Here is a 15,952-nt window from a genome sequence, read left to right on the forward strand (position 1 = left end):
TATAACGTTTTAGTGTAGTTTTATGTTTTCAACCTGTAAAACAACCGGTTATTATTCAAAATTTGATTATTTTTGGACCAAACTATAAATCACAAAAAATATCAAAAATGGGACACAATATAAAACCAGGGGTAGCTACAGGTAAGGAAGTTCAGGCTATATTTAATCATGCTAAGGCCAATAACTATGCCCTTCCGGCTGTGAATGTTATAGGTTCAGATACAATTAATGGTGTATTGGAAACAGCACGAGACCTCAATGCGCCTGTAATTATACAATTCTCCAATGGTGGGGCCCAGTTCAATGCGGGAAAAGGATTGAGTAATGAAGGACAAAAAGCAGCCATAGCCGGTGCGATTGCAGGTGCAAAGCACGTACATACCTTAGCAGAGGCCTATGGTGTTCCCGTAATTTTGCATACCGATCATTGTGCGAAAAAGTTATTACCCTGGATAGACGGTTTATTAGATGCAAGTGAAACACATTTCGCCGAAACAGGAAAATCCCTTTTTAGCTCCCATATGATCGATCTTTCTGAAGAACCGCTTGAAGAGAATATTGAAATTTGCAAGCAATATCTTGAACGCATGAGCAAGATGGGTATGACCCTTGAAATCGAATTGGGCATTACAGGAGGCGAGGAAGATGGAGTTGATAATACCGATGTGGACGATTCCAAACTATACACCCAACCCGAAGAGGTGGCTTATGCCTATGAAGAATTGAGCAAGGTAAGTGATCAATTTACCATTGCAGCGGCATTTGGTAATGTTCACGGTGTTTATAAACCAGGAAACGTCAAGTTAACACCTAAAATCTTAAAAAATTCACAGGAATACATTTCGGAAAAATACGGGGTTGAACATAATCATATCGATTTTGTCTTTCATGGTGGTTCAGGTTCCACTGTTGAAGAAATTAGAGAAGGTATCAGCTATGGCGTCATTAAAATGAATATAGACACGGATTTACAATATGCCTTTATGAGTGGCATTCGCGATTATATGAACAGTAAGACGGACTACTTACAATCACAGATTGGCAATCCCGAAGGGGAAGATGCTCCAAACAAGAAATATTACGATCCGCGTGTATGGTTGAGAGAGGGAGAAAAAACATTTGTTAGCCGTTTGAAAAAGGCCTTTGAGGATCTTAATAATGTGAACACCCTTTAAGCAAGGCATTCATATCTGGCATTTGAAATTCACAAATCCTGTTTTTTTAAGACAGGATTTTTTTATTCTTTATCCCTGACAACAATAATTTTTCGAGCCTTCACTGTGAATTTAAAATAAAACTTTAATTTTGTGATCCGAGTTTATGCAGAGCTGTTCTGTTTAAACTTGGTTAAATTAACGCACTCTTTAAATTGTTAAAGGGTTAAAAAAACAACCATATGTCTTGGTTTAAACGAAAAGATAAAGGAATACAAACGTCGACCGAAGAAAAAAAGGATACCCCAAAAGGCCTTTGGTATAAATCCCCAACCGGGAAAATAGTTGACACTAAGGAACTAGAACAAAATTTTTATGTGAGTCCTGAGGATGGATACCACGTAAGAATTGGCAGTAGGGAATATTTTGAGATCCTGTTCGATAATAACACATTTGAGGAATTGGATGCAACCCTAGAATCTAAGGACCCTTTAAAATTTGAGGATACCAAAAAATATCCGGAACGTCTGAAAGCGGCACAGGATAAGACCAAGCTTAAAGATGCGGTACGATGTGCTGTAGGAAAATCTAAAGGAAAAGACCTCGTCATAGCCTGTATGGATTTTAGTTTTATCGGGGGCTCAATGGGAAGTGTTGTTGGTGAAAAAATAGCACGGGCTGCAGATTATTCGCTGAAGTACAACATTCCTCTTTTGGTCATCTCCAAATCGGGCGGTGCACGTATGATGGAAGCGGCATTATCCTTAATGCAATTGGCAAAAACATCAGCAAAACTCGCACAACTGGCAGATGCAGGTATTCCTTATATTTCATTGTGCACCGATCCAACCACCGGAGGCACTACAGCCTCGTTTGCCATGCTCGGTGACATTAATATTGCAGAACCTGGCGCTTTAATAGGATTTGCAGGACCTCGTGTTGTAAAAGATACTACAGGCAAGGATCTTCCAGAGGGCTTTCAGACCTCAGAATTCTTACTGGAACACGGGTTTTTGGATTTTATTACACATAGAAAAGATCTTAAGGACAAAATAAATCAGTATATCGACTTAATAACCAATCAACCTTTAAGAGCTTAAAATATCGCATTTATATGGATGAGTTGGCCATGTTTACGCGATGCATGTGTTATCGTTTTCTTTAACGTTATTTAGGTGAAATGGCTAACCTATGGATGCATCCGGTTCCTTATTGCCATCTCCTGACAAAAAGATGGAGACTGTCCTATTATTAGTGCTTCAAAGGTCTTTTAAATTATGTGTTGCAAATCAATAAAAAAACGTATATTTGCCGCTCGAAAGACGGTCTTTCGTATACATAACAATCATTTACAATAATATTAGCATGTATTTAACTAAAGAAGTAAAAGAAAAGATCTTCGCGAAGTACGGTAAGGATAAAAACGATACTGGAACCGCCGAAGCTCAGATTGCGTTATTCACGCACAGAATTAATCACTTGACGGAGCACTTAAAAAATAATCGCAAAGATTATAATACCGAGCGTTCATTAGTGAAACTGGTAGGAAAGCGTCGCGCTTTGCTGGATTATTTGACTAAGAAGGATATCTTAAGATATCGTGCCATAGTAAAAGAATTAGGTTTAAGAAAATAAGAAAAGAGGGGCTTATAGCCTCTTTTTTGTTTAAAACAGAGCTATTGCGTCATTAATAAAAATGTAGCTCGTCCGTTGATGCACAGTAAAATGTGTATTGGATCGCAATGACAATTAGAAGAAGCTTACGAAGTTTTTCATTGGTCTGGACTTTCAAAGTCCCAATTAACATCTACACACAACAACACAACCTTGTCCGTTTATCAAAACGGAGACCATTGTTTAACATAGATCTGGCATATTGGTATGTGTCAGAGTTTGAATTAAAAAATTATGATGCCACAAACATTTAGAGAGGTCATAGACCTCGGTGACGGTAGAGAAATCTCTATTGAAACCGGAAAATTAGCGAAACAAGCACACGGTAGTGTTGTAGTACAATCGGGTAAGACCATGTTGCTTTGTACAGTCGTTTCAAATTATGAAGCGGCCGATGTAGACTTTTTACCCTTAACCGTAGATTATCGCGAAAAATTTGCCGCTGCAGGACGATATCCGGGTGGATTCTTTAAGAGAGAAGCACGACCAAGTACAGAAGAGATACTGGTGATGCGTATAGTAGACCGTGTTTTACGTCCTTTGTTCCCAAAAGACTATCATTCGGAAACTCAAGTTATGATACAGTTAATGTCTTTGGATAACGACGTTATGCCTGACGCCTTGGCCGGATTGGCTGCCTCTGCGGCTATACAATTATCGGATATTCCCTTTGAGACCCCTATTTCTGAGGTTCGTGTTGGCCGTATTAATGGTGAATTCATCATTAACCCCAGTTTTTCACAATTAGAACAATCTGAAATCGATATGATCATAGGCGCCTCGGAAGACTCTGTAATGATGGTTGAAGGCGAAATGAGTGAAATTTCAGAGGAAGAAATGGTTGAGGCCATTAAAGTAGCTCATGAGGCGATTAAAGCTCAAATTGAAGCACAAAAACGTCTTGTTGAAAAAGTAGGCAAGAAAGAGACCCGTGAATATGAACCCGAAGCAGAGGATGAAACCCTCTATGAAAAGGTTAAGGCCTTCGCTTATGAAAAGTGTTACGGCATCGCCAAACAAGGATCCGCGAAGCAGGATAGAAGTGCAGCTTTCCATGAGTTAAAAGAAGCCTTGACTGCTGAATTTACGGAAGAAGAATTGGAAGAAGTTGGTGATATGGTTTCCAAATACTTTGGGAAAGTTCAAAAAGAAGCCGTTCGAGACGTGGTATTGGAAGAAGGCATTCGTTTGGATGGTAGAAAAACAACTGACATACGTCCTATTTGGTGTGAAGTTGATTATCTGCCATCAACCCATGGTTCGTCCATATTTACCAGAGGTGAGACTCAAGCTTTAGCGACGGTAACCTTAGGAACATCGCGTGAAGCCAATATGGTGGACAATCCGTCCTTGGAAACCGAAGAACGTTTTTATTTACATTATAACTTTCCGCCATTCTCTACCGGTGAAGCGCGTCCAATAAGGGGGACCTCTCGCCGTGAAATAGGACATGGAAACTTAGCCCAGCGTGCTTTAAAAGGCATGGTACCTGAAGATTGCCCGTATACTGTAAGGGTCGTTTCGGAGGTATTGGAATCCAATGGATCTTCCTCTATGGCAACGGTTTGTGCCGGTACTATGGCACTCATGGATGCGGGAGTTCAAATTAAAAAACCTGTTTCGGGTATCGCTATGGGACTCATATCCGATGGTGAACGTTATGCGGTACTTTCCGATATTCTTGGTGATGAAGATCACCTGGGGGATATGGATTTTAAAGTGACTGGTACCCAAGATGGTATTACTGCCTGTCAGATGGATATAAAAATAAAAGGTCTGAGCTATGAAATTTTAGTCAAGGCCCTGAAGCAGGCTAATGACGGCCGCATGCATATTCTTGAAAAATTAACAGAGACCATCGCTGTTCCAAATAGCGATGTGAAATCGCATGCACCTAAAATGGTGACCGCTACCCTACCGAACGATCTTATCGGTGCTTTTATCGGACCAGGAGGTAAGGTCATTCAGGAATTACAAAAAACGACTAATACAACCATTGTAATTAATGAAGATCCGGTAACCGGAGAAGGTATTGTGGAAATACTAGGGACCGATCAAGAGGGGATTGATAAGGTTTTGGCTGCTATTGAAAGCCTTACCTTCAAACCTGAAGTTGGTAGTGTATATGAAATGAAGGTGACTAAAATATTGGATTTTGGAGCCGTATTGGAATATGTTGAGGCTCCGGGTAACGATGTTCTCATTCACATTTCGGAGTTAGCCTGGGAACGCACCAACAATGTAACCGATGTTATCAATCTAGGTGATACTTTAGACGTGAAATACTTTGGTTTTGATCCAAAGACCAAACGTGAAAAAGTATCAAGAAAAGCCCTTTTACCTAAACCGGAAGGGTATCAGGAGCGTCCTCCAAGAGATAACAACAGAGGAAACCGGGACAACCGTGGCCGCAATAATCGTGGTGGCAGAGATAATAGACGGGATAACAGACGTTCTGGAGATGACAAAAAAGAAAGGTAATTGTTCCTTTTAATAAAAAACAAAAAGCCTATCCACTGCAATGGATAGGCTTTTTTTATTTACGCGATAACTAAAAATGGGCTCTGAATAAGGTCCAATTTTCTTCTCTTCCATTGATTATAAAAGTGTCATTCATTATTGGTTGCACTGTACGGGCATCAACAGCCACTACCTCTTTAACAGCTGGTATACCAGACTCAACCGCACCTTCACCTGCCATATATCCCCACCGCTTTTCAGGTGCCGAGCTGACGGCCTCAATTAAAATGCGTAAGGAGGCCCGAAAATGGGATCCCAAAGGACTATTCTTTAAACCAGATGGTTTCGTCTTAATTGAACCAATGCGGTTGGCATTTATGGTGATGCACTTACCATTCTTTATGAGCCCTAGTGAGGAATCATTGACGAAAATGACCTTCCCTTTGTGAATCTTTTTACCCTGGTAATTATATACGACAAGAACCATATCTTTATGTTTCACATCAGCTTGGGAATGTATCTCACAATGTGTCGAAAGCAGCAAGCAAAGTCCAAAGAACATTAAAATTTTAAGATGACAAACACGTGATTTCATTATACTTTAAACTGTTTTATTACAGGAGAATAATTGTTTTAATGGAATTAACATTAAGCATCATTTTTCTTATTTCGCCCTTGATCCTTCTGAGTCCATAAAAACCATCAGATTCCTTTATAATTTTCTTAAATGTTTGAGCCTCCTTCTTATGGTTTAAAACTTGAACTGAATTTGAATGGACACAGGCCTTTTGAAGTTGATCACAATTCGCTTTATACGTGTTGATTTGTGATAAACTGGGTACAGACCAAAAGAGAATAATTCTTGGGGTGCTATTTTTGCTTGATGTTTTCATTTTCCAGACTATTTAGATTTGATTTACAATCCAAATATCGTCTCAATTAAAATGATTTGTATCCCGTATATTATATCATGGAAGAATTAGGATGTCCAACGATAATCTCGGACAAAAATCACGGCAAAACGCTTTAAATGGGTCTGTTTTTGGAGCTACTTTTTCCAAACCAATCAATAGCTTCCTTGATACCGGTGTCAATCGGATTAAAGCTTATGCGTAATTCTTCACGGGCCTTTCTATTGTCGTAGAAATTATTAATACACACTGCCCTGGTGTTTGAAATGGAAATGGCTGTTTCAATTCCAATAAATCGAGCGATATTGCCGAAATACCCGATACCAAGAATTACCCATCTCGGTAGTTTAATTATTACGAATGCTTGTTTCGAATGCAACCTCACTTTTTTATAGAACTCAAAAAAACTCAAATTCTCATTGCATAACAAATACGCTTCACCTCGTTTTCCAAATCTCAATGCATTTACTATACCTCCGGAAACATCTTTAACACAAACAAAATTTTTACCGCCTGGCGGACAGAACACAAATTGTTTGTTCAGGCAATTTAAAATAATTCTACCCGAACTGGGCTTGCTATCATAGGGACCAATCATAAAAGTAGGATTAACTACCGTGACATCCATTGCGTCAGATTGAGACAAAACAAATTCTTGCCCCAATTGTTTACTCTTTGCATAAGCCATTTTATTAAAAGGAGATTGCATTTCTTTTCGTTCATTCCCCAAATCATCTTTAGATCCGTATCCAAATACATTTGCCGTACTCACATAGATAAACTTTAAAATCTCAAATTCCCTCGCCATCTCGACGACATTTCTTGTTCCGGTTACATTTATCTTTTCAAATGCGTGGTAATCTTTTATTTTTAGATCTGTCAATGCGGCTATATGAATGACATATTGACAACCATTCATTGCTTTTTTTATACTTTCGATATGCATAATATCGCCAAAAACATACTCTAAAGAAGGATGCTTAAACTTTGACCTTTTATCTACAGAACGTATAAATGCCCTCACCTGAAAACCCTGTTCCAACAAATCTAAAATTGTATTGGTTCCAAGAAGACCGTTAGCTCCAGTAACTAAAACCTTAAACTGGGAATTCAACATTTTTATATTTTATGCAATTCACAATGGAATAACGTTAAATTGTTTTTTAAGGTAGCTAATTCTCTTGTCTTTAAATACTATTAAAAACACTTTATTTCTTTAGGTATTTTAAAATGATGCGATGGAAATAGATTGGACACTTTTTTAAGGTTTTGTTGCTCTAAATTAAGAGGAACAAAAATACCTGTTTACATCCTTAACATCAATGACCTCCTCCACAGTTAAATTACGGGTTTCGGGAATTTGTTGATCTCCCTATTCGTCAACCAATCTTTAATAGCCTCAGGTAATAATTTGTCCAGGACCATTAAACATTTATTTATAAATCCCGGAACAATCACTTTCTTTCCGGTCAACATACTGTCTATTGCTATTTTAGCAGCATCTTCGGGATTCAGAACCGCCTTCCTGCTGATCAAACCCAATATTCGGTTTTGATAGCATATTCGAGTTGAAGTATTTAAACCACCGGGACATAGGGTTGTCACGGTTACATTGTCGTTTATCAATTCCTTATTCAAACTTTTTGAAAAGGAGGTGAGATATGCCTTGGTTGCACCATACACCTGTTTTTTGGGAATGGCGAAAAACCCTGCCATACTGCTTATGTTTAAAATAGCAGCAGGTGCATTTTGTTTTAAATTGTTGAGCAAAAGCTTTGTTAACAAGGTAGGTGTTGCTACATTGACTTGAATTTGTTTAATTACAAACTGATCACTAAGTTCACTAAACATCCCTCTGCTTAAAACACCGGCATTATTGACTAAATATTGAATTTGAAGTCCGTTATCACTGACATATCTGGAAATCTCATAACAGTTTTTGGTACTGCTCAAATCCATTTCCAGATAGTGTACCTCCACTTCAAAATTAACCCTGATGAAATCAGATAGGACTTCCAAGCCGGAATTGGGTAAGGCTATTAAGAATAGATTCATCTTTCTTTTGGCACATTCGAACGCCATGGCTTTTCCAAAACCTTGACTCGCACCGGTTATTAATATAAAAGTTCTCATATTTACTGATTTATACCTTTTATAAGGAATATGCTTATTCGCTTCTTAGAATTATCCTTCTTTGAGATCGCAATAAAATAAACTCTACCAATTTCGGCGCAATTGATTGAATTACAGCATTTAATTTTCCTAGAATACTTAGCGTTGATTTATATTTTCTTTTTTTTATGTTCGATATAATAGAACTTGCAACAGAGTTTAACGACTGAACTTTTAATTTTGACCGATCTTTTAAATATTTTTCAGACCCATCACTTCCAATTGTCTTCTTGCCTTTTTCTATTTCCGTTATTCCTACATAAATCAAACCAATATGAATTTTTGATTTGAACTCCTCTATTCTCAAAGACTCTGCAATGGCCTTTAAAGCCATTTTAGATGAACTATATGCCGAATTCCCAGGCAGACCTCTTATACCTGCAACACTCGAAATAAAAACCAGGCTACCATGGGACTGTTTTATATAAGGAAGTGCATTAATAGAAACATTTGCAACCCCCAAAACATTAATATCAAATACCTTCTTAAATACTATTGGATTTAAGTCCTTAAAAGCTCCCCTCATTGACACTCCAGCATTATTAATTAAAATATCAAGTTGGCCATAAATACCAATTGTATAATCAATTAGGTCTTTCGCTTGATCCGGATTGGTGATATCACAACTAAAAGAAACCACAGTCCCTCCTAATGCCTTTAACTCCTCCTCTACTGCTCTCAATCTTTTCGGGTCGCGTCCATGTATCACCAGACGAGCTCCTTCCATGGCCATTTTTTTGGCTGTTGCCTTACCTATACCCCGACTTGATCCGGTAATTAATACGATCTTATCTTTTAATATATATGAATTCATTTTATTAAACTAATGGTTTTTAGTAATCCCTCATCTATAGGAGTAATGTTGTAGTTCAGATCTTTTTTAGCCTTCTGTGATGTTGATAATTGATTGAAGCCAAAAGGCTTGAATTGCTTATAATCTATACGAGAAACACCCCTGAGAACCTGCCAATAAAAATTTGATAAAAGGAAAATCATCTTAAATACAAATTGGTTAACTCTGAATATTTTAAGTCTACCATTTGATAATGATTTAATCTTCGCTATCAGAGTCCAAAAGTCAATATTTGTGCCTCCAATAATGTATTTCTTTCCTACGTTTGATTTAAGTGAAAGTAAATGGGCATGAATCACGTCATCGATATAAACATAATTCGCCTGAACATTCAGTTTTCCAGGAACAAATAAAATATTGCCATATTTAACCCGCTTCACCAATCCTCTAAAAGCAGTAGAAAAATGATTTAATCTTGGGCCGTAAACTCTTGATATATTTAAAATGGTAACAGGAAGCCCCTTTTTATTGTAGCTGACTATTAGTTCCTCAGCCATACTTGTTGTAAGTTCATAATCGTTCGCATAGGTCGTCATTCTGGGTTGATCTTCCGTTATGGGAACTTCCTTAAATGAGGGTCCATAAACCGATAAGGTACTGGTATAAATAAACTTTTTTACCCGTTGTTTTAAAGCTGCCTTCAGCACATTTTCAGTACCCAACACATTGGTGTTGTAAAAATTGGCAATACCATTATACTTTAAGTTTGTATAGGCCGCCGAATGAATCACATAACAACATCCTTCAATTGCTTTTAAAACAGAATCATAATCACATACGTCACCCTGATAAACTCTTATATTATTGTGGATTGGAATTCTTTTTGATTTTAAATCTCTTATTAGAGCATGAACTTTTATGTTATTTCTGGCCAAGGCGAGTGCCAGTTCATGTCCAATATATCCTGTAGCGCCGGTTAAAAAAACGTTCATGACAGTGTTGTTTTTAAAGTTATTCGATAAAAAATTGAAATCTCGTAAACTGCAGATAGTGTTAAATGCATTATAAATGCATACCATATGCTCTGCGTTATATAGGTCAATACGCACAATAGGATACCAAAAGGTATGGCTCCAAGAATTTCTTTTTTGGAATCGAAAATATGAATTAATACATAAGCCAGTATACTCAACCCTATAGCCATTGGTATTTCCATGATATGCAATAAGGTAAATAACAATACACCTCTAAAGAAAAACTCGTAACATAATAGAAAACCAAAACGTATAACAAAATAGGTCCATGCATTTGAAAACCCATAAGCACTCACGACATCGTTCCGTGCCATCGCGCTGTCTGATGATCCCTTAGAGATATAGGCCAATGCTATAACTGATAGAATATACGGAATCAGAATATGTAATCGAGGTATTTCAATACACGCTATTAAATGAGTGAATTCTGAATAATTAACATAAAATAGGACCCCAAACAAAACCATCCCCAGTATATGCTTTAAGTTTAAAAACCGCAGACCATTTCTAAGAAACAAGGCTTTTTCGAGATTGGTTATACCTAATTTGTAATACGCCCAAGTGATAACAAAGTAGGTCGCAAAAACCAGGGTAATGAGCATGGCTATGGCTTCTTCTCCTCTCATGACTATACTGGTATTAAGGTGACATTAAATAATGAACTGTTGGCCTCGACTTTTACGCAACGTCCTTTGCTGTAATGGTAAACATTGTATTTCCCGTCGGAAAAACGAACCTGATATTTACCAAAACCTATATCCTTTATGTTGACCATTTTGGTGTCATTATCAACATAAATGGTGCTTATGCCCTTGGGTTCGGTAAAATATAAGGTGACTAAGTTCCTATGAATTTCATTAAAGCCAATTGGCTCTACCTTCCCGGACTTCTCTAATTGATATTTCTGGTTCTTGTAACTAAGACTATGATTACTTTTTATTTTGTTATTGACCTTTCTAAATACTGATGAATAGATGAGAAGATCATCCTTGAAGACCGTTTTTTCCTTTCCTTTAATATTGAAAGCTAATATATACTTTGCTTTAATTTGACTTTCCAAGACATAAATAGTGGAATCATTCTGAGTTTCACATCTTATATCAATACTGCCTATAATCTTATTATTTCTAACCACATTAAAACTGATCTGGTGAACGGGCTCCTCGTTTATTCCATAAGAAACAGTGGTGATAAGAACAGTTAACCCAAGCTTTAATCTTAGCAATAGCCTTTTAAATCCAAAAAACCTTTTAAAGTTAAATGTGCGCTCTTTGGCCTTTTTAATGAGGTATAGAATTAACATTGGGATCATAACTTGATGGATTAAATTGTTTTACCATGGTAAAATTATCAGCCATGAGTGATACCCATATCCTATATGGTCTATGAAGAAAAAATTGGGATGTCCAACGATAATTTAGGACTTAATGCGCCCTTAAAACTCAGCCCTGAAGGCTGTTGGTGTTTGGTTGGTAAATTTTTTAAAGGCAGTATAGAAGGTAGACTTCGAGTTAAATCCACATTCTAAACCGATGGATACAATAGTGTAGTCACTAAATTCATCATTCGCCAAAAACTTTTTGGCCTGAGCAACGCGCAGCGAATTTATATAATCTGAAAAATTATAATCACTATAAGAATTTATAAGTTTCGAAAAATAGCTTTTACTCATACCCATATCCATAGCTAATGCTTCCATACTCAAAAGGGGATCCAGGTACAGTTTATTTTTTATAATGTGGTCTTTTATTCTTTCAAAATCTTTGTCATGCTTCGCGTTGAAAAAATCATCGTCTTCCTTCTTAGAATCCTCTATCTCATTTGACGCAATTGATACGTTTTCGCTCTCCAAACTACTTCGAAGTATAATGCGATCTCGAAGCACATGATATTTGTACATCCCCTGGTAACCTATCCAGTAAATCAATATTGAAGTAAAAAGGTTTAAAAATTTGTAAGCATCCTGATTTCCCGTTTTTACTTTGATGGCAAGGGCGACAGCAAAAAAACCGATGTTAATTACGCCGAATCTAAAGAACCATTTTATCCAATTCAAATCATCATAAGATAAAATATAGGCCAATAAATGATGACGCCTGAAAACAATTAAACTCGCATTACCGAAGAGAAATATCATGTAAAACAAATTAAAAATATCCTCTACATTGGTATAATTGTATATGACAGTCACATCACGATCTGGTACTTCATAATATACATAGGATATCAGGCAAAGTCGAATAATGAGTTCAGAAATAAAAATAACTGCCGAGGTTTTTAAATAGTTATTTACTTTCTGCTCTATTTTAATAAAATAAATTAAAAAAGCATAAAACATGGGTACAATAAAGAAGTACCACGGTATGAGTAACTGTCGAATGAGGAATAAGTCGGAGACATAGCCATGGGCAATGAGCCAACGCTGTAAATTGTTTAATGAAATAAAAAATACAATAAGATTGAGAAATACGATGACCCTGTCGAATTTCTTTTTAACAAATAGGGTTACAAGATTAAACACAAAACCCTGAACAACTCCTGCAATCAATAAAAAGTTGACTATGGAAACAAAATTCATTTATAGTACGCTATTTTATGAAATCATGTGTTTTTGAATTTTAAATGTAAGAAAAAAACACCTTCCAAAACAGGTACTACAAAAAAAGTAAGAAATTAAATACTCAGGACGAGGAGAAAGAAACTAGAGAAGACTGTAATTCAGAAAATAGAAAAACCCGTAAAACCAAACTTAAAGAAATTCCAATGAAGTGATAAAAGCTTAGGCTGCTTTTAGGTGACTTTCTTGAGTTAAATTATAGGAATACGTAGTATTGAGACTTTTTTTGTATTCGCTGTTAATTAATACATTGTACATATACGTATCTATAATGTTATTAATAAGATTTTGAAGTGAATAGGCGTGGGTATTGGTTCTGGTTTTCATGATTAAAGATTTTAATTATTTAACTTCTCTGCATGCTTGAAAGCAACAGGATAAAATTAAGTACTATTTATTACAAACGCTTAACAGAATTTGCTTAAAACTTCACTTTTTTTTCTTAAATTTCACAAAATCTACCGTCACACTACTTGCAATTTTTAAAAAATGCAAGAACAGTTTATAAAATTTCTTAAAGGAAAAACTCAGGATAACACCTCATTTGTCGACGAAGTCGCAGGCGTTTTGGATATCGGTTATGATGCAGCCTACAGACGCATAAACTTGAAGACCAGTCTCACTCTGGAAGAAGGTGTCAAGTTGGCCAGGCATTATAAGGTTTCATTGAACAAACTTTTTGAGGTTGGCAATACAAACACTTTGATTGCCGAATTGCCTCCACAACCAAAAGACGAATTGGGCCTGGAAATGTGGTTAAAAGCCTCCTTGGATAATGTTTCAACCCTCATAAAGCTTAAAAATTGTGAAATCATTTATTCGGCAAAAGACATTCCATTTTTTCACACTTTAAATGATTCAAATCTTTCTCGCTATAAGATGTATGTATGGCTTAAGGATCTAAATACAGATATGGCAAAAAGTAAAATTACTTTTGACGATTGGGTCGAAACCATACCTGATTCTCTTTTACAAAGTGCCTATAACTTAAGTGCTGCTTACAAATATATTGATATCACAGAATTATGGAATGACAATACGGTTACCGGTACCTTACAGCAAGTTTTGTATTATTTTGAGGCTGGTCTCGTTTCAAAAGAAATGGCGCTCTCCATTTGCGAAGATATCAATGATGTTATAAACCATACCGAAGAACAAACGATTCAGCAGAGTCTATTTGGTGCCAAAAATAAAAATTCTTATCACCTCTATAAATGCGACCTTCATATGTTGACCAACACGGTTATGGTAAAAACACCTTTTCAAAAAGTATTTTTTTCACCATTCACTGTGTTAAGCTATTTTAAGATAGAACACCAGGAAACCTGTGAGATGATGCATGATTTTTTACAAAAGCAAATGTCTATTTCAAAACTTTTGGCCACTGCGGGAGAACGTGATAGAACCTTATTTTTCAAGACCATTCATCAAAAAATAAATACGGTTAAAGCATTTATCAACCTAGACGATAAGAGGACTTTTCTGTAGCTTGGTTTTTTGTTAAATCTTGTTAAAAACTTGATTTTCTTTATTTTTCGACTATATTATAGGTTATGATTTATACGGACAAAGAAAAATATTCTGATATTTTAGTTGACTCCATTGCGTATTTGGAAAATAGAGGATTCGAAAATATTAAAGCAGACATTGACGGTTACGAAACACCGAAATCTTACATTAAAAAAGGAAGCGACATTGCAGTAACGCCTGACATAGTAGCAACAAAGGAAGGCAGAAAGCATGTTTTTGATGTAAGCTTAAAATCTGAAAAACCTAAACTGCTTAAATCCAAGTGGCTATTCCTAAATACCTTAAGTAATTTAAAATCGTATCGGTTTAAATTAATTACCACGAGAGGGCATTACAAATTCACTAATGAAATGTTGGAAGCCATTAACTTAAGTGATAAAAATCTTATCAAAATTTAAATTTATTTTAAGCTTTTGTAACATTTTTGGTTATTCTTCCGTATAACTAAAGTAAAAGAATTGCAATCCCTCTAAAATAAGAACAGCATTACATGAGACAACTTAAGATTACGAAGCAGGTTACCAATAGAGAAACTGCGTCGTTAGACAAGTATTTACAGGAAATTGGTAAAGTAGATTTAATTACTGCTGACGAAGAAGTTGAATTAGCACAGCGCATCAAAGCAGGTGATCAGGTAGCTCTGGAAAAATTAACCAAGGCGAATCTGCGCTTTGTGGTTTCTGTTGCCAAGCAGTACCAAAATCAAGGCTTAACCTTACCGGATTTAATTAATGAAGGAAATTTAGGGCTTATTAAAGCGGCTCAGCGTTTCGATGAGACTCGTGGATTTAAGTTTATTTCCTATGCCGTGTGGTGGATACGTCAGTCCATTCTTCAAGCTTTAGCCGAACAATCGCGTATTGTTCGTTTACCACTTAACAAGATCGGATCGATAAATAAAATCAATAAGACTTTTGCCTTCTTAGAGCAGAGTCATGAGCGTCCGCCAAGTGCTGAGGAGATTGCCAAAGAACTGGACATGACCATTAATGATGTAAAGGAGTCCATGAAAAACTCTGGACGTCATGTCAGTATGGATGCTCCATTAGTTGAAGGTGAAGATTCAAATTTATACGATGTATTAAATAGTGGAGAATCACCAAATCCAGATAAGGAGCTTTTACACGAATCCTTGCGTACCGAAATAGAGCGTGCTTTGGAAACCCTTACACCTCGTGAAGCCGATGTGATTCGTTTGTATTTTGGCTTGGGTAATCAGCATCCTATGACGCTTGAAGAAATTGGAGAAACATTCGATTTAACGCGAGAGCGTGTCAGACAGATAAAAGAAAAAGCAATACGCAGGTTAAAACATACGTCCAGAAGTAAAATATTAAAAACCTATCTGGGCTAAAGACAACCAAATTATTATCAAAAATCTTGTAATTGATGTGGGATTTTGAACGAACTATTTAATTTATATATTTTTGAGTATATTTGGGTAGTTTAAGTTTTTGTAAAAGAAATATTAATATAAAGTTATTTTCTGGTGGATAATAGAATATCAGCCAGATTAAGGTTACAAACAGTTTCACATAACTGTTCGTTTTTTGATTGATGAAAGAACCCCCGGCTGATTACCGGGGGTTTATTTTTTTATACTATTT

General features: G+C 36.3%; 17 protein-coding genes. 7 read left to right on the top strand and 10 right to left on the bottom strand.

The window, feature by feature from the left end; all coding sequences use genetic code 11:
• The first annotated feature begins 107 nt into the window (after positions 1-107).
• The 4 genes from fbaA to MR041_RS01435 all read left to right on the top strand — a co-directional run bounded on the left by fbaA (position 108) and on the right by MR041_RS01435 (position 5,309).
• Positions 108-1,175 carry a class II fructose-bisphosphate aldolase gene (fbaA, locus tag MR041_RS01420; RefSeq protein ID WP_242091797.1) on the top strand — a complete coding sequence of 356 codons (1,068 nt, stop codon included), beginning with the start codon at positions 108-110 and terminating at the stop codon, positions 1,173-1,175.
• Between the two features lie 221 nt (positions 1,176-1,396).
• Positions 1,397-2,254: an acetyl-CoA carboxylase, carboxyltransferase subunit beta gene (accD, locus tag MR041_RS01425; protein ID WP_242091798.1), complete on the top strand. Its 858-nt coding sequence runs from the start codon at positions 1,397-1,399 to the stop codon at positions 2,252-2,254.
• Between the two features lie 265 nt (positions 2,255-2,519).
• A complete protein-coding gene (rpsO, locus tag MR041_RS01430; RefSeq protein WP_242091799.1) occupies positions 2,520-2,789 on the top strand; it encodes a 30S ribosomal protein S15 in 270 nt (89 codons plus the stop codon).
• 273 nt (positions 2,790-3,062) lie between these two features.
• On the top strand, positions 3,063-5,309 hold the full coding sequence (locus MR041_RS01435) for a polyribonucleotide nucleotidyltransferase (protein ID WP_242091800.1): 2,247 nt from the start codon (positions 3,063-3,065) through the stop codon (positions 5,307-5,309).
• 70 nt (positions 5,310-5,379) lie between these two features.
• Here MR041_RS01435 and MR041_RS01440 read toward each other — a convergent pair whose 3' ends face one another.
• The 10 genes from MR041_RS01440 to MR041_RS01485 form a co-directional block, all read right to left on the bottom strand.
• On the bottom strand, positions 5,380-5,775 hold the full coding sequence (locus MR041_RS01440; RefSeq protein ID WP_242091801.1) for a hypothetical protein: 396 nt from the start codon (positions 5,773-5,775) through the stop codon (positions 5,380-5,382).
• A 127-nt stretch (positions 5,776-5,902) separates the two neighbouring features.
• Positions 5,903-6,181, bottom strand: a complete 279-nt coding sequence (locus MR041_RS01445; protein WP_242091802.1) for a hypothetical protein — start codon at positions 6,179-6,181, stop codon at positions 5,903-5,905.
• A gap of 133 nt (positions 6,182-6,314) precedes the next feature.
• Positions 6,315-7,316, bottom strand: a complete 1,002-nt coding sequence (locus tag MR041_RS01450) for an NAD-dependent epimerase/dehydratase family protein (RefSeq protein ID WP_242091803.1) — start codon at positions 7,314-7,316, stop codon at positions 6,315-6,317.
• A 221-nt stretch (positions 7,317-7,537) separates the two neighbouring features.
• The gene (locus MR041_RS01455; protein WP_242091804.1) at positions 7,538-8,332 is read right to left on the bottom strand and encodes an SDR family NAD(P)-dependent oxidoreductase; all 795 of its coding nucleotides are present in this window, start codon (positions 8,330-8,332) and stop codon (positions 7,538-7,540) included.
• A 34-nt stretch (positions 8,333-8,366) separates the two neighbouring features.
• Positions 8,367-9,185: an SDR family oxidoreductase gene (locus MR041_RS01460; protein WP_242091805.1), complete on the bottom strand. Its 819-nt coding sequence runs from the start codon at positions 9,183-9,185 to the stop codon at positions 8,367-8,369.
• Positions 9,182-10,156: an NAD-dependent epimerase/dehydratase family protein gene (locus MR041_RS01465; RefSeq protein WP_242091806.1), complete on the bottom strand. Its 975-nt coding sequence runs from the start codon at positions 10,154-10,156 to the stop codon at positions 9,182-9,184. Before MR041_RS01465 ends, MR041_RS01460 begins: the two co-directional genes overlap by 4 nt.
• The gene (locus tag MR041_RS01470) at positions 10,153-10,824 is read right to left on the bottom strand and encodes a CPBP family intramembrane glutamic endopeptidase (protein ID WP_242091807.1); all 672 of its coding nucleotides are present in this window, start codon (positions 10,822-10,824) and stop codon (positions 10,153-10,155) included. Before MR041_RS01470 ends, MR041_RS01465 begins: the two co-directional genes overlap by 4 nt.
• A gap of 2 nt (positions 10,825-10,826) precedes the next feature.
• Entirely contained in the window at positions 10,827-11,510 is a 684-nt protein-coding gene (locus MR041_RS01475; protein WP_242091808.1) for a DUF6134 family protein, read from the bottom strand.
• Between the two features lie 123 nt (positions 11,511-11,633).
• On the bottom strand, positions 11,634-12,776 hold the full coding sequence (locus MR041_RS01480) for a helix-turn-helix domain-containing protein (protein ID WP_242091809.1): 1,143 nt from the start codon (positions 12,774-12,776) through the stop codon (positions 11,634-11,636).
• Positions 12,777-12,977: 201 nt separating this feature from the next.
• Positions 12,978-13,142, bottom strand: a complete 165-nt coding sequence (locus MR041_RS01485; RefSeq protein WP_242091810.1) for a hypothetical protein — start codon at positions 13,140-13,142, stop codon at positions 12,978-12,980.
• Between the two features lie 162 nt (positions 13,143-13,304).
• Here MR041_RS01485 and MR041_RS01490 point away from each other — a divergent pair, with 162 nt between their 5' ends.
• The 3 genes from MR041_RS01490 (at position 13,305) to MR041_RS01500 (ending at position 15,699) form a co-directional block, all read left to right on the top strand.
• Positions 13,305-14,303 (top strand): hypothetical protein, encoded by a 999-nt coding sequence (locus MR041_RS01490; protein WP_242091811.1) that lies wholly within the window; start codon positions 13,305-13,307, stop codon positions 14,301-14,303.
• Between the two features lie 65 nt (positions 14,304-14,368).
• Positions 14,369-14,743, top strand: coding sequence for a hypothetical protein (locus MR041_RS01495; protein WP_242091812.1), 375 nt, complete (start codon positions 14,369-14,371; stop codon positions 14,741-14,743).
• Positions 14,744-14,835: 92 nt separating this feature from the next.
• On the top strand, positions 14,836-15,699 hold the full coding sequence (locus MR041_RS01500) for a sigma-70 family RNA polymerase sigma factor (RefSeq protein ID WP_027137161.1): 864 nt from the start codon (positions 14,836-14,838) through the stop codon (positions 15,697-15,699).
• The last annotated feature ends 253 nt before the right edge of the window (positions 15,700-15,952 follow it).

Source organism: Aestuariivivens sediminicola, from assembly GCF_022662015.1.
GTDB lineage: Bacteria > Bacteroidota > Bacteroidia > Flavobacteriales > Flavobacteriaceae > Aestuariivivens > Aestuariivivens sediminicola.